General features: G+C 57.9%; 17 protein-coding genes. 14 read left to right on the forward strand and 3 right to left on the reverse strand.

Going from position 1 to position 24396, the window contains the following annotated elements; translation table 11 throughout:
* The first annotated feature begins 3 nt into the window (after positions 1-3).
* The 14 genes from LOC68_RS11095 to LOC68_RS11160 all read left to right on the forward strand — a co-directional run bounded on the left by LOC68_RS11095 (position 4) and on the right by LOC68_RS11160 (position 22741).
* Positions 4-3111 carry a type I restriction endonuclease subunit R gene (locus tag LOC68_RS11095; protein WP_230218506.1) on the forward strand — a complete coding sequence of 1036 codons (3108 nt, stop codon included), beginning with the start codon at positions 4-6 and terminating at the stop codon, positions 3109-3111.
* A gap of 561 nt (positions 3112-3672) precedes the next feature.
* On the forward strand, positions 3673-6042 hold the full coding sequence (locus LOC68_RS11100; protein WP_230218508.1) for a PAS domain S-box protein: 2370 nt from the start codon (positions 3673-3675) through the stop codon (positions 6040-6042).
* A gap of 562 nt (positions 6043-6604) precedes the next feature.
* On the forward strand, positions 6605-7501 hold the full coding sequence (locus LOC68_RS11105; RefSeq protein ID WP_230218510.1) for a YybH family protein: 897 nt from the start codon (positions 6605-6607) through the stop codon (positions 7499-7501).
* Positions 7502-7564: 63 nt separating this feature from the next.
* Positions 7565-8992, forward strand: a complete 1428-nt coding sequence (locus LOC68_RS11110; protein ID WP_230218512.1) for a hypothetical protein — start codon at positions 7565-7567, stop codon at positions 8990-8992.
* A gap of 19 nt (positions 8993-9011) precedes the next feature.
* Positions 9012-10256, forward strand: a complete 1245-nt coding sequence (locus LOC68_RS11115) for an efflux RND transporter periplasmic adaptor subunit (protein ID WP_230218514.1) — start codon at positions 9012-9014, stop codon at positions 10254-10256.
* 78 nt (positions 10257-10334) lie between these two features.
* A complete protein-coding gene (locus LOC68_RS11120; protein WP_230218516.1) occupies positions 10335-13421 on the forward strand; it encodes an efflux RND transporter permease subunit in 3087 nt (1028 codons plus the stop codon).
* On the forward strand, positions 13411-14733 hold the full coding sequence (locus tag LOC68_RS11125) for a V-type ATP synthase subunit B (RefSeq protein ID WP_230218518.1): 1323 nt from the start codon (positions 13411-13413) through the stop codon (positions 14731-14733). Before LOC68_RS11120 ends, LOC68_RS11125 begins: the two co-directional genes overlap by 11 nt.
* 10 nt (positions 14734-14743) lie before the next feature.
* The gene (locus LOC68_RS11130; RefSeq protein WP_230218519.1) at positions 14744-15373 is read left to right on the forward strand and encodes a V-type ATP synthase subunit D; all 630 of its coding nucleotides are present in this window, start codon (positions 14744-14746) and stop codon (positions 15371-15373) included.
* Entirely contained in the window at positions 15370-17235 is a 1866-nt protein-coding gene (locus LOC68_RS11135; protein WP_230218520.1) for a V-type ATP synthase subunit I, read from the forward strand. The genes LOC68_RS11130 and LOC68_RS11135 overlap by 4 nt, the downstream gene beginning before the upstream one ends.
* A complete protein-coding gene (locus tag LOC68_RS11140) occupies positions 17226-17663 on the forward strand; it encodes an ATP synthase subunit C (protein WP_230218521.1) in 438 nt (145 codons plus the stop codon). Before LOC68_RS11135 ends, LOC68_RS11140 begins: the two co-directional genes overlap by 10 nt.
* Positions 17664-17688: 25 nt before the next feature.
* Positions 17689-18339: a hypothetical protein gene (locus LOC68_RS11145; protein ID WP_230218522.1), complete on the forward strand. Its 651-nt coding sequence runs from the start codon at positions 17689-17691 to the stop codon at positions 18337-18339.
* Positions 18340-18376: 37 nt separating this feature from the next.
* A complete protein-coding gene (locus LOC68_RS11150) occupies positions 18377-19039 on the forward strand; it encodes a DUF2764 family protein (protein WP_230218523.1) in 663 nt (220 codons plus the stop codon).
* A complete protein-coding gene (locus LOC68_RS11155; protein WP_230218524.1) occupies positions 19023-20828 on the forward strand; it encodes a V-type ATP synthase subunit A in 1806 nt (601 codons plus the stop codon). The genes LOC68_RS11150 and LOC68_RS11155 overlap by 17 nt, the downstream gene beginning before the upstream one ends.
* A gap of 248 nt (positions 20829-21076) precedes the next feature.
* Entirely contained in the window at positions 21077-22741 is a 1665-nt protein-coding gene (locus LOC68_RS11160) for a mechanosensitive ion channel family protein (protein ID WP_230218525.1), read from the forward strand.
* A 286-nt stretch (positions 22742-23027) separates the two neighbouring features.
* On the opposite strand, the gene LOC68_RS11165 is transcribed toward LOC68_RS11160, so the two are convergent.
* The 3 genes from LOC68_RS11165 to LOC68_RS11175 form a co-directional block, all read right to left on the reverse strand.
* Entirely contained in the window at positions 23028-23249 is a 222-nt protein-coding gene (locus LOC68_RS11165; protein ID WP_230218526.1) for a hypothetical protein, read from the reverse strand.
* Between the two features lie 101 nt (positions 23250-23350).
* Positions 23351-23584 carry a hypothetical protein gene (locus LOC68_RS11170; RefSeq protein ID WP_230218528.1) on the reverse strand — a complete coding sequence of 78 codons (234 nt, stop codon included), beginning with the start codon at positions 23582-23584 and terminating at the stop codon, positions 23351-23353.
* 7 nt (positions 23585-23591) lie between these two features.
* A partial coding sequence (locus LOC68_RS11175) for a hypothetical protein (protein ID WP_230218530.1) occupies positions 23592-24396 on the reverse strand: 805 nt, incomplete at its 5' end.

Below are 24396 nucleotides of genomic sequence, written 5' to 3' on the forward strand. Positions count from 1 at the left end.
AAAATGAGCCTGCACACCGAAGACAAATTCGAGATCGCCATCTGCGAGCATCTGGCCGAAAACGGCTGGTCGTACGCCGAGCAGGACGCCGCTGGGTATGATCGGGCGCTGGCGCTCTATCCGGCCGATGTGATCGCCTGGGTGAAGGAGACGCAGCCGGACGCCTGGGAGCGGCTAGAGAAGAATCATGGCGCCGCGGCCGAGCAGGCTCTGTTGAAGCGGCTGCGCGACATGCTGAACCAGATGGGGACGCTTGATCTGTTGCGGGTCGGCTTTGATGTGCTGGGGCTGAAGCAGCCGGTGAAGATGGCGCAGTTCAAGCCGGCGCTGGCGATGAACCCCGATATCTGGCAGCGGTACCAGGCGAATCGCCTGCGGGTGGTGCGGCAGGTTCGCTATTCGCAGCATAACGAGAACAGCATCGACCTGGTCTTCTTCCTGAACGGCATCCCGGTCGCGACGGCCGAACTGAAAACCGACAACACGCAAAGCGTCGACGACGCGGTCAAGCAATACAAAAAGGATCGCGACCCCAGCCCCAAGGGGCAGACGGCCGAACCGCTGCTGTCGTTCCCGTCGGGGGCGCTGGTCCACTTTGCGGTGAGCAGCAGCTTGGTTCGGATGACGACGCGGCTGGCGGGGATGAAGACGCAGTTCCTGCCGTTCGATCTGGGAGATGACGGCGCGGCGGGGAATCCACTGAACCCGGACGGATACCGGACGGCGTATTTGTGGGAACAGGTCTGGCAGCGTGATAGCCTGCTGGAGATTTTGGCCCGCTACATGGTCGCCGAGCGGGACAAGAAGAAGCAGATCACGCGGCTGATCTTCCCGCGGTACCATCAACTGAACGTTACGCGGCGGCTGCAAGCGGCGGTGCTGGAGGAAGGGCCGGGGCGAAAGTATTTGATTCAGCATTCGGCCGGCTCAGGGAAGACCAACTCGATTGCCTGGACGGCCCACTTTCTGGCGGACCTGCACGACGCCGACAACCAGAAGGTGTTCGATACGGTGTTGGTCGTTTCCGACCGGAAGGTGATCGACGGGCAATTGCAGGACGTCATCTACGGCTTTGAGCGGACCGCCGGCGTGGTAGCGACGATCAAAGGGGACAAAGGGAGCAAAGCGGCGGAACTGTCCGAGGCGCTCTCCGGCACGAAAAAGGTAGTGGTCTGCACGATCCAGACTTTTCCGTTTGCCCTGGAGAAGGTGCGCGAACTGGCGGCGACCGAGGGGAAGCGGTTCGCGGTGATCGCCGACGAAGCGCACAGCAGCCAGACCGGCGAAGCGGCGTCAAAACTGAAGCAGGTGCTATCGGCCGAAGAGCAAGAGTCGCTCGCCGACGGCGGCACGGTCAGCAGCGAAGATATCCTAGCGGCGGAAATGGCAAGCCGGGCCAGCGACAAGGGGATCACCTACGTCGCGTTCACGGCGACGCCGAAGTCGAAGACGCTGGAGCTGTTTGGGCGCGTGCCTGATCCGACGCAACCGGCGTCGAAGACGAACCTGCCGGAGCCGTTTGACGTCTACTCGATGCGCCAGGCGATCGAGGAAGGTTTTATTCTTGACGTGCTGCAAAACTACACGTCGTACAAGGTCGCCTTCAAACTAGCGAGCGCCGGGCAGTACTTTATCGACTCGGAAGTCGACCGGGGCGCCGCGATGAAGGGGCTGATGAACTGGGTGCGATTGCACCCCTACAACATCGCCCAGAAGGTGCAGATCGTCGTCGAACATTACCGCGAGAACGTCGCCCACCTGCTCGACGGCAAGGCGAAAGCGATGGTCGTGGTGAGCAGCCGCGTCGAAGCGGTCCGCTGGCAACTGGCGCTCTGCAAGTATATCGCCGATATGGGCTACCCGCTGAAGTCGCTGGTGGCGTTCTCTGGCGAAGTGGACGACAAGGAATCGGGGCCGGAGCCGTTCAAGGAAGCGAGCAGTGGGCTGAACCCGGGGCTGAACGGCCGCGATATTCGGGAAGCGTTCAAAGAGGACCAGTTCCAGATCCTGTTGGTGGCGAACAAGTTCCAGACCGGCTTCGATGAGCCGCTGCTGTGCGGGATGTACGTCGACAAGCGGCTGGACGGCATCCAGGCAGTGCAGACGTTGTCGCGACTGAATCGTTGCTATCCGGGGAAGGATACGACGTACGTCCTCGACTTCATCAACGAGCCAGACGACATCCTGGCGGCGTTCAAGACGTACTACACGACAGCGGCCCTGTCGGACGTGACCGACCCGCAATTGATTTTGGACCTGCGAACCAAGCTGGATGCGATGGGGTACTACGACGAGTTTGAAGTCGAGCGGGTGGTCAATGTGATGCTTGACCCGAAAGCGAAGCAGAAGCAACTGGAAGCGGCGATCGTGCCGGTCGCGGATCGGCTGCTGAAACGTTACACCGCGGCGCAAGACGCCTATCGAGCGGCAAAGGAAGCTGGCGACGACAAGGCCGAAGCCGATGCGAAGGATACAATGGACGCCCTGTGGATGTTCCGGACCGACATCATGACCTACGTCCGGGCCTACACCTTCCTGTCGCAGATCTTCGACTACGGCAACACCGACTTCGAGAAACGGGCGATTTTTTACAAAGCCCTGTCGCGACTCCTGAAGTTCGGCCGAGAACGAAGCGGCGTCGACCTCTCCGAGATCACCCTAACCCACCACCACGTCCGCAACCGCGGCAAACGGAACCTGGCCCTCTCCACCGAAGACGCCCCCACGCTCAAACCGATGACAGAAGCCGGCAGCGGCGCCCTGCAAGAGAAGCAAAAGGCGCTGATGAGCGAGATCATCGACCAGTTGAACACCCTGTTCGGCAGCGACATGACGGAAGGGGATCAGCTCTCGTTCCTGAACACTCTGGTCGAAAAGACGCTGGAATCCGAAGTCCTGCAAATGCAGGCCGCGAACAACTCGAAAGAGCAGTTCGCCAACTCGCCGGACCTGAAAAGCGAGTTTATGGACGCAATTATGGAGAGCATGGATAGCCAGCAGGAACTCAGCCATCGAGCACTCAGCTCGCCGCAGATTCTAGGGGGACTATTGCTGTTGGCGATGGAGAAGCTGGATCTGTATGAGAAGCTGAAGACGCGAGCGGCGGGGTAGGCGACGCGGAGATTTTAATTACGTAATTAAAATTCGCCGCAGGCGACTGGCTGCTGATCCTCTCGTTTCCTGGGAAGCGATCGCCTTCAAATTGGCCGACAACGTCATCAAGGTATTTGTCAGGTTATCGGATGAGAATGCGATGGAAACCTTGATTGCGAATTTTGCCTTTAAGTCATATGTCGATAACGGTTTGCGGCCAATGCCCAATGGCTCACTGCACCCTCTACGCGGTGATCCTGCCTACTAATTTTGCCATGATACCTGAATATGCGGCAGGAAGTCTTCCGATGAACGAACACTTCGACGAACACTCAGGATGCTCTTTTGACATGCACGTCGCCGAGGGCTATCCCAATACGGAGACGTGCTGACGTCAGTTCACTGGCTTGGGCTTGTACGGTTCCATCTGGCGCCAGACGCAAAGAGAATTCGGCGGAAATGCGAGGTCTGAGGGGCTAGAATGAATTTCCCGACGCGTCATGCTTCCTCGGGATTGTTGGATTACCTACACTTGATCGACTGGTCTCGACCTGAATGCCCGAAGATCAAGGAACTGCAATGACGCAGGAAACAGACGTCAATCTGCTTTTTGGCTTGATCGCAATGCAGAGCGATCTGATCGATATGCGGCAGTTTGTAGATGCCTGTACGCTGTGGGGATCGCGCAAAGACGAGTCGCTGGCGGACATTCTGGTCCAGCAAAAATGGCTGCTCCCTGAAGACAAGCAGCATGTCGACTACCTGATTAAACGCCGCATGCAGAAGGCCGGTGGGGACGTCAAGAAGTCGCTCTCCAGTATGCCCAGCGACGTGAAAGCTGTGCTCGAAAGTCTCGGTGATGATGACATCCTGCAGACGCTTGGCGCGGTGCGGCAAGGCGACCGGATTACGATGACCGGCGTCATCTCGGCCGATTCGCTTTCTGACGAACGGATCACGCGGCGCGGCTTGCATTCCACTGGCGGGATCGGCCATGTCTGGCTGGCCTACGATAAGGTCCTCGACCGCGAAGTTGCTTTGAAAGAACTCAAAGCGAATCAGGTCGGGTCGGAGCTTAACCGGCAGCGATTCTTCCGCGAGGCCCAGATTACCGCCCAGTTGACGCATCCAGGCCTGGTACCAGTATACGACTACGTCGAGGACGATCGGGGCACCTACTACACGATGAAATTCGTGAAAGGCCGTACATTTGCGGAAGTTATTTCCGACTATCACGACTGGCGACGACAGCACAGTAAAACGGGCGTCTCCAGTCGCTTGGTACAGCTACTGAATCAGTTTGTCAGCATCTGTAATACGATTGCCTTTGCTCACTCGCGCCTCGTCATTCACCGCGATCTCAAAGCGGAAAACGTCATTGTCGGTGATTTCGGCGAAGTCGTCGTCTTGGATTGGGGCCTGGCCAAGAGGCTGGACGAAGGGGAATCCCCCAATGACCAGAAAGCCGTCGTTTCCGAAATGACGCTCGCCCCGGGCGAAGCACGTGAGACGAAGACGCCGTCCCAGACCATGCAGGGGGATCGACTTGGTACGCCAGCCTATATGTCTCCGGAACAGGCGCGAGGGGCAGTCGACCTTGTGGACCAGCGAAGTGATGTGTACGGGCTGGCGGCAATTCTGTACGAATTGCTGGTTGGTGAGCCGCCGTTTCTTGGCACGAGTATTGTCGCCGTGCTCGATAGCGTCATTCACGATAGCCCCAAGCCGCCCAGCGAGTGCGTAGCAGGAATTCCGCGGGAGCTGGAACTTGCCTGCTTGCGAGGGCTTGCCAAGAAGCGAGACGATCGTCAGCAGTCCGCATCGGAGTTGGGAGAGGAGATTCAGACATGGATTGCGGAACGTGCCGAGCGCAAGCGGACCGAGCAGGAACGCGAGCGGTTCTTCAACCTATCGCTTGACTTGCTGACCATCATCGACACCAAGGGTGGACTGACGCAGACGAACCCGGCCTGGGAAACGCTGCTCGGCTGGACGGAGGACGATCTTCACACGAAATCGGTCTGGGATCTAATCGATCCGGAAGACCACCCGCGGGCGATGAAGAACCACGAAAGAATCCTGTCGGGTGAGTCGCTATCAGAAATCGAGTATCGATGTCGCTGCAAGGATGGTAGCCGACGCTGGATCTTATGGAATGCGAAGCTAATTCCGGGAGAGTCGTCGATTTATCTCGTCGGGCGTGATATCACCGAACGGAAACAGGCCGAGCAGACCTTTCACGAGCTACTTGAATCGGCGCCCGATGCGATGGTCGTCATCAATGACGCCGGGAAAATCGTTCTCGTCAATTCTCAGTTGGAACGACTATTCGGTTACCCGCGTGAAGAATTGCTTGGCGGCCCTATCGAAGTACTTGTCCCCAAGCAGTTTCGCGTTAATCACCCGAAGAATGTGACGGCGTATATGGCAGCGCCAAGCGTCCGGCCAATGGCATCCGGGCTGGATCTGATGGGAGAGCGAAAGGATGGCACAGTCTTTCCCGTGGAAGTCAGTCTGAGCCCTGTCGAAACAGAACAGGGGCGTCTGGTTTCCTGTGCCGTTCGCGATACGACGGAACGCAAGAAGGAACGGCAAGAGCTGCAAGCGCTTCTCGAATCGGCGCCGGATGCGATGGTAGTGGTAGACGTGAACCGCCGGATCAAGTTCGTTAATTCGCAAACCGAACGAATCTTTGGTTTCGGTAGATCCGAACTCCTGGGAGAAGTTATCGAGATTCTCATGCCGGAACGCTTCCGTGCTGGTCACCCCGAGAAGTTCGCCTCCTTCGTCAACGATTGTCACGTGCGTCCCATGGGGGCTGGCCTTAAGCTGTTTGGCCGGCGCAAGGATGGTTCCGAGTTCCCCGTCGAAATCAGCCTCAGCCCGGTAGAAACGGACGACGGACTGTTGATCTCATGTGCGATTCGGGAAGTGAGTCATCGAGAATAGCGTTTCCGTCAGCGGGCCAAACGGCCCGTGGGCCGAACCGTACGCCGAGGACTGGTCGCGTCAAAGACAACCTGCGGTGACGATCCAGGCGTCATCTCCAACGGACAAGGCTTGCGTCGACGTGACATTCGACACTGGAAATTAACCGTACGCAATCGGCGAGGGAAATCGCGTTCCGACCGCTTGTGTTATTCCCAAGAACTTTTGGGGGAAACGATTGATTGTACGATGATTCCTGCGATATCCTAAAGCTTGATGGTCGGCTCAGCTTCACGTGTTTTGCAATTTGAATCATCTTTTCGCCCGACAGTCTCGTGTTCGATTCGGAATCAACGGAATCCGACAGCGCTTCGCCGTGGTCGCGTGACATTTGTCCGCCGATTCACCGCGACGGGCGTATCTTGACTTGCGAGCATTCGACTCGCCTCCCTTGGCTGTTTCCGCTCACGGCTTGGAACACCAAGCTTAGCCGCGACGTTGGGCGTCGTCGCCTACGATACGCTTCTGCGGCTTCCCACCCCAATAATCGACAGTTAGCATCCGTATCATCGGAGAACATAGCATGAAACGCATAGGTATTACCGTCGCTGCACTGTTTGTCTTGATAGCGGGCGCCCTGCCCGCTTTCGCCGATCAGGCCAGTGACGAAGCGCTGATCCGTAAGTCAGTTCAAGATTACGTCGAAGCGTTCAATTCGGGAAATGCGAAGCTATTGGCTTCGATGTGGTCGCCCGATGCGGTCTACACCAATCCCGACAGCGGCGAGCAAGTGGTCGGACAAGAGGCGATTGAGGCGCAGTTCGCCGAGATCTTTGAAACGAACAAAGGCATCAAGCTGAGCGCGGCGACCAGTTCGGTCAGCTTCATCTCCCCGACGGTCGCTGCCGAATTTGGCGCCGCGCACTTGATTCGTTCTGAAGGAGAGCCGGAAGAGTCGCAATATACGGCAATCTATGTCAAGCGAGATGGAAAATGGCTGCTCGATCGAGTCACCGAAGAAGACGTCCCCGTGGTCCACTCCAACTACGAACATTTGAAAGAGTTGGAATGGATGATCGGCTCTTGGCTGGACGAAGACGACCAGGCGACGGTCGCGACAACCTGCGAGTGGACGAAGAACCGCAATTTCATGACTCGCATGTTTACGGTCGCGGTGCGTGATCGGATTGAGGTTTCCGGCATGCAGATCATCGGCTGGGATCCTGGCGCCAAGCAGGTTCGCTCGTGGGTTTTCGACTCCGACGGCGGGTTCGGCGAGGGAGTCTGGAGCAAGAAGGGGAAAGCGTGGCAGGTTCAAGTCAGCGGAACGGCGCCCGATGGCAGCAAGTCTTCGTCGGTCAATATGTTTACCCCCGTGGATGACGACACCTTTTCGTGGGAATCGGTCTCGCGCGTCGCTGGGGGCGAACTCTTGCCCAATGTCGGTCCGTTACGCGTCAATCGACAATCGAGCCCGTAACCCTCACATCGCTTCCGGCGTGATACTCCTCCAATAATCGCTCCACTCCTGAGGGAGACAATGATGAAACGCATCCTGTTCTTTGTGCTGGTCGGGCTCGCAACGAGCCTCATGGTGGTCACCGACAGCTTTGCCCGCGGCGGTCGCGGGGGCGGCGGAGGTGGCCGAGGAGGCGGCGGATTTAGCGGGGGTGGCGGTGGATATCGTGGCGGTTCTTCGGTAAGCCGCTCTCCCGCCGTGAGCCGTCCCGCATCACGTCCTTCCGTTTCGCGCCCGTCGACGCCGAGCGTATCTCGCCCCAGCACCTCCCGTCCTAGCGTTTCGAATCCGAGTATTGGCAGCTCGCGTCCGGGAGGCTCAAGACCGGGAGGCGCAACGCCTTCGACTCGTCCGGGAAATGTCGCCGGCTCACGTCCTGGCGGAGTCACTGGGGGCGCTCGCCCCAGCCACAACGATCTCCAAAATTTCCTGGGACTGAGCCCTTCGACCGGGAACCGACCAAGCACTCTTCCTTCCGGTTCACGTCCAAGCACTCGGCCCGGAAACGTCGCCGCAGGTATTGCAGGCGGAGCGGCAGGCAGTGCTGCTGCCGACTTCCTTCGTGACTCCGGCGCTCGTCCCAGTACCCTGCCGGCACAACGACCCGGCGGCGGCGATCGACCAGGGATCGCAGATCGCCCCGGGGCAGGCGACCGTCCCGGCCCCGGAGATCGACCTGGTGTCGGCGACCGCCCAGGCGCTGGTGACCGGCCAGGCATCGCCGATCGGCCTGGTCCCGGAAATCGACCGATTGCCGACAACCGCCCCAATCGCATTGAAAACCGTGGGGATCGTCAGGAGATCCGCCAAGATCGCCGCAACGAAATTCGAGACCATGTTCACGACCATCCAATTCGCGATTTCTGGTCGGATCACCCGCTTTGGGGCGCATGGGCGATTACGCGTCCATTCCGCTGGGCGGCCTGGTCAGGCGTAGCAGGCTGGGGCAATTATGGTTGGTCCGAGCCGTACTATTACAACTACGGCGAAAACGTTTACTACGACGATGGTCAGGTCTATTACGGCGACGATCCGATTTGCACCGAGGCCGAATATGCCGCCCAGGCCGAAGCGATCGCCGCCAGCGCTCCGGAAACTCCTCCAGAACAAAGCGAGTGGATGTCGCTCGGCGTTTTTGCGCTAACGCCCGACGGACAAGAAGACGCGCCCGATCCGACCTTGTTCCTGCAACTTGTTTTGAGCAAGGAAGGGATCATTTCCGGCACGCTCAACAATACCGTCACCAGTCAAACGCAAACGATTGAAGGAATGGTCGACAAGAAGTCGCAGCGTTGCGCCTGGAATGTCGTCGGCAAGACGCGACCGATCATGGAGTGCGGGATCTCGAATCTAACGCAGGATACCGCTCCCACTTTGGTCCATTTCGCCGACGGAACGACGCAGCAGTGGCTGATGGTTCGCCTGGACGACCCGCAGGGTCAAAACCCGTAACATACTGGGAAGACAAGCAATGTTGAGGTTTGCAGGACCGATCGCCGCTTCGGCAGTCCTTTTTATTCTAGCCGGTTGCGGATCATCCCCTCCGGCGTCGCCGCCGCTTCGTCCGGTGCGAACGTTACAGGTTGGGAAACTTTCGGCCGTCGACAGCCGCGAGTTTCCCGGTCGCGCCAAAGCGAAAGATGAGGTCGAATTGTCGTTTCAGGTCGCCGGCCCCCTGATTTCGCTCCCGGTCGATGTGGGGGCTAACGTCAAAAAGGGAGATGTGATCGCCGTCATCGATCCGCGCGACTTTGAAGCGGCGCTGGCGAACAGTCAGGGCAACTTGGAACGGGCCAAGGCGAATCTGCTAGCGATGGAACGGGGCGCGCGGCCGGAAGAAATTGAACAACTGAAAGCGGCGGTTGATCAAGCGGTCGCATCCTACGACCAGGCGGCCGCAGAACATGCCCGCAATGAAGTGCTTGTCGTGTCCAAGACGGTATCGCAATCTGATTTTGATATTACTCTGGCAAGAAAACAGCGAACCGAAGCCGAGGTCAAAAACGCCAAAGAAGCGTTGAACATCGGCATGACCGGCGCCAGAGAAGAAGATCTGAACGCCAAGAAGGCGGAGATCCGCGCCTTGGAGGCGGCCGTCGCCGGCGCCAAAAACCAACTCGACTATTCCACGTTGACCGCTCCTTTCGACGCGGAAGTCGCCGCAAAATACGTCGAGAACTTTCAGTCGGTCCAGCCCAAGCAGAACATTGTCCGGCTCCTAAACACTTCCAAGATCGAAATCACCATTCAAGTTCCCGAAACGCTCATCTCGCTTGTGCCGCAGGTCAAGAGGGTCGCTTGTCGCTTCGACGCCTTTCCGGATCAAGAGTTCTTTGGCAAGGTGACCAAGATCGGCAGTGAAGCGTCGCAAACGACACGCACCTATCCGGTGACTATCGAGATCGATCAGCCGGAAGATGTTCGTATTTTGCCCGGCATGGCGGCGACGGTTCGCCACTCTCCGGAAGAGACCAACGGCGACGCGCCAACCGCCATGATCGTGCCCGCCAGCGCCTTGTTTACCCCCACCGACGCCCCCGGCAGTTTTGTCTGGATTGTCGATCCAAGCTCGAAGACGGTAGCCCGCCGCGAAGTGAAGACCGGAAAACTGACTCCCGTAGGCGTAACGATCGACGAAGGATTGGCCGGCGGCGACCTGGTCGTAATATCGGGCGCCAACATGCTTCGTGACGGCCAAGAGGTCAAGCTGCCGTGATTGTGCGGACCATCGTGCAGCGATGGTGACGACGGATCGAATAGTAGCGAACGCAAAACAACGAGAACGGGAACATCGATGAATCTGGCTGCCTTGGCAATTCGACAGCGAGCCGTCACCTATTTCGGCGTGTTTCTCGTCATAGCCGGCGGAATATTTTGCTACTTCCAGCTCGGACAGTTGGAAGACCCGGAGTTCTCCGTCAAGACGGCCGTGATCACCACCACCTATCCCGGCGCCACCGCCCAGCAGGTGGAACTGGAAGTGACCGATCGTATCGAGACCAAGCTGCAAGAGATGAGCGAGGTCAAGAACGTCTACTCCAATTCGCGGCCAGGACTTTCCATCATCAAGGTCGACATCAAAAGCAGCTATTGGTCCGATCGCCTTCCCCAGGTTTGGGACGTGCTGCGCAAGAAGGTGGCCGACGTCGAACCGACCCTGCCCAGCGGCGCCGGCAAACCGAAAGTGGGTGATGATTTCGGCTATGTGTTCGGCTTTCTGCTAGCCGTCAGCAGCGACGGTTTCAGCTACGCCGAGCTGGAAAAATACGTCAAAGATATGCGGAAGGAACTCAGCGTCGTCAAAGGGGTCGCCCGGGTCGATTTCTGGGGAGTGCAAGACAAGCGGATTTACCTCGAAGTATCATCGTCGCAATTGGCGGAATTGAATCTTACGCCCGCCCAGATCATCGATACGCTGCAAGGTCAAAACCTGGTTGTCGACTCGGGTGAAGTCGATTTCCAGTCGCAACGAATTCGCATCGCTCCGACCGGAGAATTTCGGGATCCGGTCGAAATTGGCGACCTCGCGATCGCCGGCGTCGTCGACGGTCGAGATGAGATCATCCGGATTCGCGACTTCGCGACGGTAAAGACCGGCTATATCGATCCTCCCATTCATTTGCTGCGTCACAACGGCCGCCAGGCGATTGCCTTGGCGATCGCTCCGGCCTCGGGCGAAAATGTCGTGGAAGTCGGCGAGAGGATCGACAATCGAATCAACGAGCTACTGGCCGATCTCCCAATTGGAATCAATGTCGAACGGATCTCGTGGCAATCGGATCAGGTGAGCGAGTCGATTCGCGCCTTCATGGTCAGCCTGATCGAAGCGGTCGCGATCGTCTTGGCTCTCTTGGCGGTAACGATGGGGATTCGCCCCGGCATTATCATCGGTATCAGCGGACTCGTCTTTCCGATTCTCGGCACATTCGTCGTTATGGCGATCGTAGGTATCGACCTTCATCGCATCTCGCTGGGGGCCTTGATCATCGCGATGGGGATGATGGTTGATAACGCCATCGTCGTTACGGATGGCATCATGGTCCGTATTGCGCAAGGAATGGATCGAGAAAAAGCGGCAATCGAAGCGGCGGGCGGACCAGCCATTCCGCTATTGGGCGCCACGATCGTCGCCTGCATGGCCTTCTTTCCGATCTTCGCTTCCAGCTACGACACCGGGGAATATGCCGGCAGTCTCTTCACGGTCGTTTTGATTTCGCTGTTGCTCAGTTGGGTCTTCTGCCAGACGGTCGCTCCGCTCCTTTGCATCGCGATGCTTCCTGGTCCGAAGTCGGGCGAAGCGATCCGTGATCCCTACCAAAGCAACTTCTACCAACTATTTCGGAATCTGTTGGGTTGGACGATTCGCTACCGGGTTTTGTTTCTGGCGAGCATGGTTGGGCTCCTATTCTTTTCCGTCTTCGCCTTTCGCTGGGTACCGCAACTCTACTTTCCCGACTCCAGCCGGCTGCAGGTCATGATTGACTACTGGGCGCCGGAAGGAACCCGCATTCAGCAAACAAGCGCCAACGTCGCCCGTATTGAGGAATTCGTCCGCCAGCAAGATGCGACCGTCTCGGTCAGCACGTTCATCGGTAAAGGGCCGCCGCGGTTCTACCTGCCGGTCAGCGCTGAAGATCCGTATTCGTCCTACGCGCAGATCATCATCAATACGAAAGACCTTGACGGCGTCAATCAGTTGGTCGCCGATACCGACGCGTGGGTCCAAGAGAACGTTCCCGAGGCGATGGTCCGCGTTCGGAAGTACGCCGTCGGCGCATTCGACGACTGGAAGATTGAAGCGAGATTCAGCGGGCCCGCCAACGCCGATCCTGAGACCTTGCGGAGCCTGGCGGAACAAGGCGCAAAGATATTGCGAGATACGCCGCTGGCGAAAGACGTTCGCGTCAATTGGCGCGAACCGGTTCAAGTACTCTCGCCGCAATTTAACGAAGAGCGAGCGCGCTGGGCCGGCGTCTCACGCGAGGACCTTTCCCGGACGATGCTGCGAGCGTCCGAAGGGGTTGTCGTTGGAAGCTACCGCCAGGAGGACGACGTCATTCCGATTGTCGCCCGCAATGTCGAAGCGGAAAGAGAACGAGCGGCGACTTCGCTGGACGAACTGCTAGTCACGCCGAGGTTATCGACGCATTCGGTGCCCGTCTCGCAGATCATCGACGGCGTGCAGTTGAAATGGGAAGATCCGCTAATCTGGCGTTGGGACCGACGCCGTGCGATCACCGTTCAATGCTCCCCCAACGGCGTCACGGCTCCAACTCTGCGCAATGAAATCGTGGAGGAATTCAACGCGATCGAGCTACCGCCCGGCTACCGTCTTGATTGGGATGGCGAATATTGGAGCGCCAAGCAATCGCAGGAAGCCCTGGCGCCGGGCATGGTTCCAGCGCTGGTCGTCATGCTGTTTATCTTGGTGGCGCTCTTTAACGGTTTTCGGCCGATGCTGATTTGTATCGGCGTGATCCCGTTTGTCATGATCGGGATTACCGGCGGCTTGCTCCTGACCCAGACTCCGTTTGGATTTATCGCGCTGCTCGGCGCGATGAGCTTGTCCGGCATGATGATCAAGAACGTGGTGGTGCTGCTCGATGAAGTCAACGTCAACCTGACGAAAGGCCTTTCCCCCTATCACGCGGTTGTTGAAGCGGCCGTCTCTCGTTTGAATCCGGTCGTGAATGCCGCCGGGACAACGGTGCTAGGCGTGCTACCGATGCTGCAGGACGTATTTTGGGTCGCACTGGCGGTGACGATCTTCTTTGGTTTGATCGTCGGGACGCTGTTAACCATGGTCATGGTCCCCACGCTCTACGCGCTGCTGTACCGCATTCCCGCTCCCAATGGTCAGGAGTCCGGGAATGGCGAGTAACCTGCAATCGCTGATTCGGCATACCCGCGTTGAGGAAATCGTCGGCGACGTAATCCGCCTGCGAGCGACGAACGTCGCCCTGGGCGATATGGCGGAAATTGAAAATACCGACGGCGAGACCTCGCTGGCTCGCGTGATTGGCATTCAGCGCGACTTGGTCAGTCTGCAGGTATTTGCTGGGGGAAAGGGGCTCTCGACTGACGCGACAGTAAGGTTCCAAGGAAAGCCGCTAGAGGTCGTCTACTCACCCAACATCCTCGGTCGGATCTTTCGCGGTTCCGGCGAACCGATGGACGGCGGTCCGGATCTCGCTTCGGATCCTCACGTGCGGGTCGCTGGTCCGACGGTTAATCCCGTCATGCGCGTCATGCCGACCAAGATGATCGAGACCCGCGTGCCAATGATCGATCTCTTCAACTGTTTGGTCGAAAGCCAAAAGATCCCGATCTTTACCGTGGCCGGCGAACCGCACAGCGAACTGCTAGCCCGCATCGGATTTCAAGCCGACGCCGACGTACTCGTCTTTGGCGGCCTCGGCTTGATCTTCGACGACTATCACTTTTTCCGAACCGCTTTCGAAGATCATGGCGTCTTCGGCCGCACGGTAATGTACGTCAATCAGGCCTCCGATCCCCTAGTCGAACGGCTGTTAGTTCCCGACATGGCCCTGGCTGTCGCCGAGCACTTCGCCGTGGAAGAGGGAAAACGGGTGCTTGTGTTGCTGACCGACATGACCGCTTACGCCGACGCAATGAAAGAGATCGGCGTCGCCCAGGAACGCATCCCCGCAGTCCGCGGCTACATGGGGGATCTCTATACGCAACTCGCTCAGCGTTATGAAAAGGCGTGCGATTTTAAGGGCGCCGGCTCGGTCACGATTCTTACCGTCACCACGATGCCCGGCGACGACGTTACGCATCCTGTTCCCGACAACACCGGTTATATCACCGAAGGTCAGTTCTACTTGCATAGCGGCATCATCGACCCGTTCGGATCGCTGTCGCGTCTCAAACAGCACGTGATTGGCAAAGCGACTAGAGAAGACCACTCGCAAATCATGAATACGATGATCCGCTTCTATTCCGAGTCGGTCGAGGCGCAACGGAAGCAGGCGATGGCGTTCGAGCTCTCCTCGTTCGACGTCAAGCTCCTGAAATTCGGAAAACTCTTTCGCGAACGTTTTATGGACATTCGCGTTTCACTTGGGGTGATCGAGGCGCTCGATCTTTGCTGGAAAACGCTGGGCGAATGCTTCGAGCCGCAAGAACTGCTCATGAAACAACACCTGGTCGACAAGTACTTCCCAAAATGATGTGACCGCGATGGCCAAGCTGCGACTCAGTAAGAATTCTCTGCAGCACGAGCTGCAACAATTGAAGCTGTACAAACGGTTGTTGCCATCGCTCGATCTGAAACGACGCCAACTGACGGTCGAAGCGAAGAAGGCACGAGCGGAACTCGCCGCAGCCGTCGAGGCGGCCGATTCTCTGGAGACGCGAATCGGGCAAGAGCTTCCCATGTTGGCCGATGACGACTTGGACGCTTCGGGGCTGGTCCGCATGGAAGGATACCGACTCGGCGAGCAAAACGTCGTCGGCATCCGGTTGCCGATTCTCGATCAGGTCGAGTTTGCGGTTTCGCCCTATTCCCGGATCGGCACGCCGGCCTGGACCGATCTTTTGGTCGGCCGTTTGAAAGCCGCCGCCGAGGCTCGCGTCCATGCACGGATCGCCGAACAGCGGGTCGCCATCCTTGATCAAGCGGTCCGCCGAATTACCCAGCGAGTGAATCTGTTTGAGAAGATTCTCATTCCCACCGCTAAGAAGAACATCCAGCGCATTCGGATCTACTTGGGGGATGCCGAACGAGCTGCGGTCGTAACGTCCAAACTTGCCAAAGGGAAACAACAGCACGCGAGCGGACCTTCGGATACGGAGGAACAGCCGGAATGAGCATTGTTCCCCTAGTTCGCGTTTCGCTCATCGGTATGAGTTGCGACAAGGCGTCGCTTCTCGACGATCTCTACCGGTTTGGATGCCTCGAGATCATCCCCCCCAGCGCGAACTCGACATCCTCTCCTGACCTGGAGGCGACCGAACGACCCCGTGAGGCGTTGCGTTTTCTGCTGGCATCGCCGCAACGCAGACGCCAGGCGCTCGATGCGTCTCGATTCGATGCGATCGAAGTCGAGTCGCAGGCATTGGAGTTGCAACAGCGATTGAGCGATCTTGAGGCGGAACGAGACGATGTTTTCCGTCGGCTCCAATTGGCTCTCCCCTTCGGAGATTTTGACTTCGCCGCGCCCGAGACGATGGCAGACTGGCGACTCTGGTTCTATGCCGTCCCTCGCAGCGAACGGAAGAAACTCCCCGAGACTTCAGGCGTAGATGAACAGGGAAATCGATTCGCCTGGGAACAAGTGCAAAGCGACAACAGCAACGTCTACTTGGTGGTGGTCTCGGAATCCGAGCCAACCTTCATGCCGACGCCGCGAATCGAAATTGGTTCGGTCGGCTCAAAGGCGCTTAAACGACGCTTGGAAGAGGTGGAGCTGGCGATTGAAGACGCTCAGGCGGAGCGCGCTTATCTTACGCGCTGGTGCGTACTTTTGTCGCAAAGTCTGACCGAGTTGCACGACGTCGCAATCCGAGAGATGGCGCTGCGTCACACCAGCGACAACGGAGAGTTGTTCGCCCTGGAGGCCTGGGTTCCCCAAGAGCACTATGAAGAACTCGGCCAATACGCTCAACAGCACGGCTACGCGTGCCAATATCGCCTGCCGACCATCGAGGACGCTCCGCCAACCTTCATGCGAAACGAAAAACGGATGGAGGCGGGAGAAGACCTAGTCAACTTTTACATGACCCCTGGCTACTGGACATGGGATCCCTCTTCCATCGTACTCGTTTCCTTCGCCATTTTTTTCGCCATGATCTTGTCCGACGCCGGTTATGCCGCGGTACTGGGACTTGCGCTCGCGATAAGTTGGGCCTGGCTAGGACAACCTGCACCTAGCTTAGCCGACGGGAGCGCCCGTGAAGATCGTGACGACGACGTTTCCCCCACGGTCGGGCAACGATTCCGTCCCATGTTGTTGCTGATTGTGGTCGTTTCGCTGGTCTATGGCGTTCTCGTCGGCAGCTACTTTGGGAATACGCCGCCGTCCGATTCGCTGCTCGGTCGGCTCCACCTGTTGGACATGAACAATTCCCGGCTCATGATGGGCATTTCCGTTCTGATCGGCGGACTTCACGTCGTACTGGCGAACGTCATGGATGCCCGCCGGCACGCTGATTTTCGGGACGGACTCGCATCCGTCGGTTGGGCGCTCGCCGTTAGTAGCGGATTGCTCTTAGGAGCCGGAGCGGCAATCGCTTCGCTGGCGCCGCTAAAGGTCGTGGGCGGAATTGGAGTCGTCATCGGCCTTCTGCTGGTCGTCGCATTTACCGCCTGGCGTGAGAGTCCGCTGCCTCGGCTGCTTCAAGGGCTGCTTGGCCTTACCAAGATTTCAGCGGCGTTCGGCGACGTGCTCAGCTACTTGCGACTTTTTGCACTGGGTCTCGCCTCCGCATCGCTGGCGACCGCCTTTAACGATATGGCGGAGGGAATTCGCGCCAGCCTTCCCAGGCTGGGACTACTGCTAGCACTGCTAATTTTACTCTTCGGACATTCCTTGAACTTGCTGCTGGGAATATCAAGCGGCGTCATTCACGGGCTACGTCTGAATGTCATTGAGTTCTTCAACTGGGGATTGAAAGACGAAGGTCGAAGATTTTCGCCGTTTCGGCGAAGGGAAGGTTCACTATGGAAGTAGTATTGGGGTGGATCGGGCTCTATGCGCCGTTGGCGCTCGGAGCGATCGGCAGCATGATCGGCTGCTTACGTGGAGGCATGGCGGCTTGCGGCGCCATGATGGAAGTGGAAAGCGGGTACGGACGTTACGTCGGCGTTGCGGCGATGCCCTCGTCCCAAACGATCTACGGCATCGTCGTTACCATGGCGCTGCCGGCGGTGATCTCCGCCGCCAATTCACCCGGCATCTTCGCTCTGGGCATCTTGTCGGGAATGGCCCTACTAGTCAGCGCCTACGCCCAAGGAGTCGCCTGTGCATCGGCGATCAACGCCTCCAAGAACAAGCCGGAAGTCTTCGGCATCTCGCTGGCGCCGGCTGCGTTGATCGAAGGCTTTGCGGTATTTGCGTTCGTATTTGCCCTCGTCCTGGCGGGACGACTTCCTGAGTAACTCATTTCTACGGAGAGCCGACGCCATGACCAATGTCGCAAATGACTCCGGCGGCGTTCAAAGCCTGATCGATCGAATTCGAGACGACGGCGTCCAGGCCGCTCGGGCCGAAGCGGATCTATTGCTAAAAAACGCCCGCAACCAGGCATCTCAAATCGTTGATCAGGCCCGACAGGAAGCGGACGCCCTACGAAGTGCGGCCGCCAACGAGATTGAAGGACATCGAACCGCTGCGCTTGACGCCCTGCAGTTAGCCGCTCGCGACACGGTGATCGAGTTAAAGGCTCGCGTCGCTGCGCGGTTTGAGGAATTCATCAAACGCTTGGTCGTCTCCGCAACCCATGACGAAGAGCTGGTTCGCAACCTCGTCCTCGTTCTCGCGGGTCATACGGCGTCGGAATTCATTCAAAACAAAGAGATGGAGATTCGGATATCCAGGGCGCTCTTTGGTGAAGAAACCTTGGAGGAAGAGGGAAATCGCGCACTGCTGGCCCTCTCCAGCGACATGCTCCGGGAAGGGGTCGAGTTGATCCCCGATGACGGGATCGATGGTGGGGCTCGCGTAAAACTTGTTGACGATCAACTCGAAATTGACCTTTCGGACCAGGCAATCTCGCGCATGATCGCCCAGCAGATGATCCCGCGGTTCCGAGATCTCCTTAGCGGTAAGCAGTAGCGTAACGAGCCACTTCCACGAGCTCTCCTGAAGCGCCATGTACTACGACCTCGTTTCCAGCCTCCCCTACTTGCCGTACTTCCAAGAGGCGGACCGGCTGCCGATCACTCCACTGCGACTGGAACAGCGACTGCGGCTGCTTAAGCCCCGGTACGCCGAACAATTGTTCCTGGTTCGACCCCTGGTGAGTTGGCGTATGGAACGCCAGGAAATGCCAACCGATGACCAATTGCGAGCGCAACGTTCCCAACTAGCCGAGTTGTCGCTTGATCGCGATCTGCGTGAGTATGTCAACTTTCGCATGACGCAGCGTTGGCTCGTCGCGGTGCTGCGATATAGACAAGCCGAACTTGAGCTACCGACGTCTTTGGAGTCGTGGAATGTCGACGTCAACATCCGCCGCCTACAACGCCATTGGACCGAACCAGGACTCGGGCTGGTTCACGTCCATAAATGGCTTCCCCAGGCGGAAAACTCCTTGTCCACGCTAGACTCGCTAGGACTGGAGCGACTGCTGATCGACCTGAATTGGACCTGGCTGACCCGCTGCGCCGATCAAGGGATGTTTCGCTTCGCCGCCGTTTTTGCCTACGTCTTCAAGTGGGACATGTTGCAGACTTGGCTTCGAAACGATCCGAACGCGGCCAAGGCGAGATTTACACAATTGGTAGATGAGGTAACGCATGTCGCAGAATCCTGAAGCTGACGCCTCGGCCCTAGGGGCTACGGTCGTCGAGGTCCGCGAAAGCCTGGTTCTGATCGAAGTGGACGACAAGGCGGCCGTGAAGAAGAACGAAGTCGGCTTCGTCCATGTCGGAGAAGAACGACTCAAGGCGGAAGTCCTGCGCATTCGCGGCCGGACGGCCGACATGCAGGTGTTCGAAGATACCAGCGGCGTACGCGTGGGAGACGCCGTCGAAATGACGGACGAAATGCTCTCGGCCGTCCTCGGTCCCGGGCTTCTGGGCAATGTTTTCGACGGTCTGCAGAATCCGCTACATGTACTCGCGGACCAATTTGGCTTCTTCCTGCCGCGCGGCGCAACCGTCCCTCCACTCAACATGACGCGAACCTGGGAATTTACGCCAACTGTTTCCAGCGGCGATCGTGTCCCGCCGGGTGGCGTTCTTGGGACCGTTCCCGAAGGTCCGTTCGTTCATAAGATCATGGTCCCATTTGGCGAGCGCGAGCCGGTCACCGTTTCCTGGATCGGCGCGGGACATTTTACCCTGCAAGATGTCGTCGCTCGCATCGAATCGAACGGACAAGAACGCGAGGTCACGATGATGCAGCGCTGGCCCGTCCGCAAGCCGATTCCCGAGTCGCTCATCCGCCGCCAGTTTGCCGAACGCCTTTTCTCCCAAGAGCCGTTGACCACCGGCACTCGCATCATTGACGCCTTTTTTCCCATCGCGATGGGCGGTACCGGTTGTATTCCTGGACCATTTGGCGCTGGAAAAACAGTTCTGCAGAGCACGATCGCTCGTTATTCTTCCGTCGATATCGTGGTGGTAGTAGCGTGCGGCGAACGTGCTGGTGAGGTGGTGGAAACCATCACCCTCTACCCTGAAACGCACGATCCTCGGACCGGCGGGACGCTAATGGATCGCACGATCATCATTTGCAACACCTCTTCGATGCCGGTCGCTGCCCGCGAAGCGTCGATCTACATGGGGATTACACTCGCCGAATACTATCGGCAGATGGGGCTTAACGTACTACTGATCGCCGATTCCACCTCGCGCTGGGCCCAAGCGATGCGGGAAACGTCGGGGCGGATGGAAGAGATCCCTGGTGAAGAGGCGTTTCCGGCGTATCTCGACTCGTCGATCAAAAGCGTTTACGAACGAGCTGGCGTCATTCAATGTCCCGATGGTTCGCAGGGAAGCCTCACGATGATCGGCACCGTTTCCCCCGCCGGCGGCAATTTTGAAGAGCCGGTCACGCAATCGACCCTAGGCACGGTCAAAACTTTTCTCGGCCTCTCGTATGACCGCGCCTACAAGCGGTTCTATCCGGCCATCGATCCGCTGATTTCCTGGTCCCGCTACTTAGGTCAGCTTGATCCCTGGCTCAGCAAGAACTTGGATCCCAACTGGGGACGCGACATCGCCCAATTGCGACAACTCCTGCTAGACGGCGATACGATCAACCAGATGATGCAGGTCACCGGTGAGGAAGGGATCACGTTAGAGGACTTTGTAACCTGGCAAAAGTCGGTGTTGATCGACATGGCGTTTCTTCAGCAAGACGCCTTCGATGAAGTCGACGCCTGCATGCCAAGACCTCGGCAATTAGCCAGTCTCCGCATGATCAAGCGTCTCGTCACCCTCGACTTTGGCTTCACCAACCGGGACGAAGCGCGCAACTTTTTCACCCAGGTGACGGGACTTTACAAGAACTGGAACTACAGCCCGCCAGATTCGCCCGATTATGCCAAGTACGAACAAGCGATTGAGACGGCCATTCAGGAACAACTGGCGAAATAGCGCGAGCTCAAGCGAGCATGGCGCCAACCGTTTGATTCTGACGCGTGGCGTCACGAATCTTGTTTCGTTGATCCGTCGAGGCGATGATAAGGGAAAGGCATCGCAGCAAACCTATGCTCCCATTCGGTCGGACAATGAATCGAGTTTTCCTCATTTCCCAATGCAGTTTCGGGGACGCCACTGACGTTGGGCGGGTTTGCGTCGCCTTGGGCGCCTTGATTGCGTTCTTCCTTCTGCCGCTCGAGGTGATGGCGCAAGATGCTGGCGCCAACTTAGCCCCACCCACTACCTCCAGCCCTCGCGCGACGCTCAAGACTTTCATCGACTACGCGAACGAAATTAACCGGATCATCCAGGACGACCGCTATCTAGACCGAAGCGACCCCAGACATCGGCGGCTGATACGCGGCGTCGTCGACTGCCTCGACGTAAGTCAACTGCCGGAATACGCGCGCGAAGATAAAGCGGCGGAAGCTGCCGTCTGCTTGAAAGAGATTCTCGATCGCACCGAACTTCCCCCTTGGGATGAAATCCCGGATCTGGAGGCGATCGACGCCGCCGGCGGCCCCGAGAAGCTCTCAAAATGGCAGATCCCCGGTACGCAATTGACGATCGCTCGCGTGGAAGAGGGTTCCCAACAATACGAATACCTCTTTTCCTCCGGTACGGTTACCCGCGCGTACGAGCGGTTCGAAGAAGTTCAGCATCTGAAATATCGCGAATCCGGGCCCGCCGTTTCAGAAGGGCTCTATCGCTGGTACTATTCCACGCCCGGCAATCCGACTATCGCCATGGTGGTAAGTCGCCTTCCCGAATGGACGCAAGCTCGGTTGTTCTCACTTGCGATCTGGCAATGGCTTGCGATTCTCCTCGCTCTGGCCCTCTCCCTGGTTGTTATGGCGGGCGCACTCCGACTCGAACTTCGACTGGCGACCCTTTGGCGCGAAAAGCACGTCTTCCTCTATGGGGCGACGATCCTTCTTCCGATCATCGCCATGTTAGTGCCTCTAGCTTTTCGGCGACTTATCGATGACGGGTTGACGATTCGCGGCGTTCCCCTCTACGCCCTCAGCTTTTCAGCCAGTCTCGTCGCATTAATTGGCGCGATGCTCGTCGCATTCCAATTGGGCGGACGAGTCGCGGCGATCATTATCTCCAGCCCCCGGGTTACTTCCCAAGGCCTAAACGCTCAGCTAATTCGGATCGCCTGTCGCATCGGCAGCATCGTCGCGGCCGTAATTATTTTTCTCGAAGGGGGACAATACCTGGGGATCCCTGTTACGACACTCTTAGCAAGTGCTGGCGTCGGCGGCCTGGCAGTGGCCCTGGCGGCGCAGGACATGCTCAAGTCGCTATTCGGAACCATCATGCTGTTGGCCGACAAACCATTCCAAGTTGGTGAGCGGATCATCGTTGGGAAATACGACGGCGTCGTCGAAGACATCGGTCTCCGCTCGACCAAAATCCGCCTCCTCACCGGAAACCAGGCCTATATCCCCAACGACGAACTAGCGCGGACCGACATCGAGAACGTCGGCCGTCGCCCTCATATTCGCCGAAAGGCGACGATCCAATTCCCTTCCGATACCTCCGTCGAGAAAATTAAAAGCGCCCTCGATATCGTCCGCACTACGCTAGATAACCACGAAGGAATGGATCCTGACTTTCCACCCCGCGTCCATCTTTCCGACATGAACGAAGGCTCCATCGGCATCGTCGTTTTCTATTGGTACCATCCGGCCAACTTCTGGCAGTACCTCGCATTTACCGAAAAGGTAAATCTGCAGATCATGGAGAAGTTGGAGGCGGAACAAATTCCGTTTGCGATGCCTGCATTGGCGATTCGGACGGTTGATCCAGGTTCAGTGGAAAACCTTCCCGTTCCCACGACGTCAGACATCTCCTCCCAATAGAGTGCCTATTTCAGCCCAATGTGGCACGGGTATTCGGAAAAAGCTTCACTTGCTACTGGCCCCTAATAGCTAAAAAAAAGACCGGGGCGTCCCAACGGACGCCCCGGTTGTATCATTTACATCGAGCTCGAGATAGCATCGACTTCAAGCTCTTGCTAATTCTTGCTATCGCTGCAATCTCCGGTTCTGTCGCCGCGTTTCTCTTCCGCCCCGCCGTTGACTATTCCGAAGCTGGCGACGCCAGATTTCACGCTGCCGCCAATACGCCGTGCGTTGCTTCACCTGGCTAAGCGGCGTAAAGCGAGTCATCGGTTAGCCCCCAATACGCTTGCTGAAATCGATCGGACTCGACTTGATCCCAGTCGATCAGTTGCGGCGAATCAACTTCTTCTAAGCGGTCCACCGCCAACGTTGGACTCTCCAACTGAAACCCGAGTCGTTCGATATCGGCAAGCGATTCGCCCGTCGCAGCCGCGACGGCGCGATGGATATCTCGAATGCGCATCATGTTTTCCTTGATTCTAAAATGGCGAAGAACTCCCTTTCCGCGCATGGACAGGCGTAGTAGGGGAGACAAAAGCTGACGTCAAAAACAGAGAATTGGCTGCGTTACAGCCAGTGGCGTTCTAGCCAGGCGACTTCGGCCGCCAGGGCGTCGCTGCGTCGAGCGAACGGGCCGAGTCGTGGACCTTGGACTGGCGTTAGGTCAGCCCACCAGGTTCCATCGAGATTGGGTTCGACGAACGAACCGCGAGAAATCGTCAACTGGCCGAGTTGCGAAATGTCGATCGCCTCTTCATAGAGGCAGCGAATTTGGCCGTTGGCTTCGATGATCAGATGCATGCGAACCTCACTTCGGGGCCCGAAGCAACCGCCGACGAGGCCGGTCGACGAGAAGATCGTCCAGCAACCCGGTTACGCCTGATAGCTGACTGGCGACTTCTCGCCGCAGATTTGCATCATCGCGCAGTGTTTGCGGACGCACCCCCTGGACGATCTGCTGGCATTGCTCGACCAGCGAATCGAGCTGCTCGCTGGATCGCAGGTTGAGCGATTGAAAGCGAGTGAAGAACTCTTGTAGGTTGCCGATCGCGGAATCCCGAAAGACTTTCGGTTGTCCATCCGCTTCGCCGGTCAATCGTTCAGTCAGGTGAGAGACGAGTCGCCCCAACTCTTCGACGAACGCCTGCTCCGCCATTTGGACCGCTTCGTCGAAGCGAGCCTGGACGCGGCGAGACTCGGCTTCAAACAGTTCGGGATCGAGCCGTCGCAAGTAGGTCGGCGGCTCGACGCTTGGGAAATCCCAGCTCACCTCAAAAGCGCCGTCCAAGGAAGCAGGATAGTCCCGTTCGTTGTAGAGCGTTCCGAGTCGAATTCGGGCAGCTGTCTTGAGTTCCTCAAACTCTGCGTCGAGATTCGTCACCGCGAGCGTCAGCTCGTCGCGAAAGCGTCCCATTTCGTCTTGAAACGCCGAGAGTCGATTCTGCGGGATCAGGCGGATCGCGGGCTCTGGAAATGGCAGGCTGATTGCTCGCCAGTAGCCGCGGGCGTTATTGCGAACGGCCGAGACCGCCTTGAAGGCGGGGCATCGCGTATCCAACAGTTTTTTCCCGGCGCTTAAGAAATCGCCAGCCGCATCAAACGACTCGGCGGCT

The organism is Blastopirellula sediminis (genome assembly GCF_020966755.1).
GTDB lineage: Bacteria > Planctomycetota > Planctomycetia > Pirellulales > Pirellulaceae > Blastopirellula > Blastopirellula sediminis.

Excerpts from the sequence above, each read along its gene's own strand:
- LOC68_RS11095 (WP_230218506.1), top strand. The coding sequence starts at position 4 with ATGAGCCTGCACACCGAAGACAAATTCGAGATCGCCATCTGCGAGCAT.
- LOC68_RS11100 (WP_230218508.1), top strand. The coding sequence starts at position 3,673 with ATGACGCAGGAAACAGACGTCAATCTGCTTTTTGGCTTGATCGCAATG.
- LOC68_RS11105 (WP_230218510.1), top strand. The coding sequence starts at position 6,605 with ATGAAACGCATAGGTATTACCGTCGCTGCACTGTTTGTCTTGATAGCG.
- LOC68_RS11110 (WP_230218512.1), top strand. The coding sequence starts at position 7,565 with ATGAAACGCATCCTGTTCTTTGTGCTGGTCGGGCTCGCAACGAGCCTC.
- LOC68_RS11115 (WP_230218514.1), top strand. The coding sequence starts at position 9,012 with ATGTTGAGGTTTGCAGGACCGATCGCCGCTTCGGCAGTCCTTTTTATT.
- LOC68_RS11120 (WP_230218516.1), top strand. The coding sequence starts at position 10,335 with ATGAATCTGGCTGCCTTGGCAATTCGACAGCGAGCCGTCACCTATTTC.
- LOC68_RS11125 (WP_230218518.1), top strand. The coding sequence starts at position 13,411 with ATGGCGAGTAACCTGCAATCGCTGATTCGGCATACCCGCGTTGAGGAA.
- LOC68_RS11130 (WP_230218519.1), top strand. The coding sequence starts at position 14,744 with ATGGCCAAGCTGCGACTCAGTAAGAATTCTCTGCAGCACGAGCTGCAA.
- LOC68_RS11135 (WP_230218520.1), top strand. The coding sequence starts at position 15,370 with ATGAGCATTGTTCCCCTAGTTCGCGTTTCGCTCATCGGTATGAGTTGC.
- LOC68_RS11140 (WP_230218521.1), top strand. The coding sequence starts at position 17,226 with ATGGAAGTAGTATTGGGGTGGATCGGGCTCTATGCGCCGTTGGCGCTC.
- LOC68_RS11145 (WP_230218522.1), top strand. The coding sequence starts at position 17,689 with ATGACCAATGTCGCAAATGACTCCGGCGGCGTTCAAAGCCTGATCGAT.
- LOC68_RS11150 (WP_230218523.1), top strand. The coding sequence starts at position 18,377 with ATGTACTACGACCTCGTTTCCAGCCTCCCCTACTTGCCGTACTTCCAA.
- LOC68_RS11155 (WP_230218524.1), top strand. The coding sequence starts at position 19,023 with ATGTCGCAGAATCCTGAAGCTGACGCCTCGGCCCTAGGGGCTACGGTC.
- LOC68_RS11160 (WP_230218525.1), top strand. The coding sequence starts at position 21,077 with ATGGCGCAAGATGCTGGCGCCAACTTAGCCCCACCCACTACCTCCAGC.
- LOC68_RS11165 (WP_230218526.1), bottom strand. The coding sequence starts at position 23,249 with ATGATGCGCATTCGAGATATCCATCGCGCCGTCGCGGCTGCGACGGGC.
- LOC68_RS11170 (WP_230218528.1), bottom strand. The coding sequence starts at position 23,584 with ATGCATCTGATCATCGAAGCCAACGGCCAAATTCGCTGCCTCTATGAA.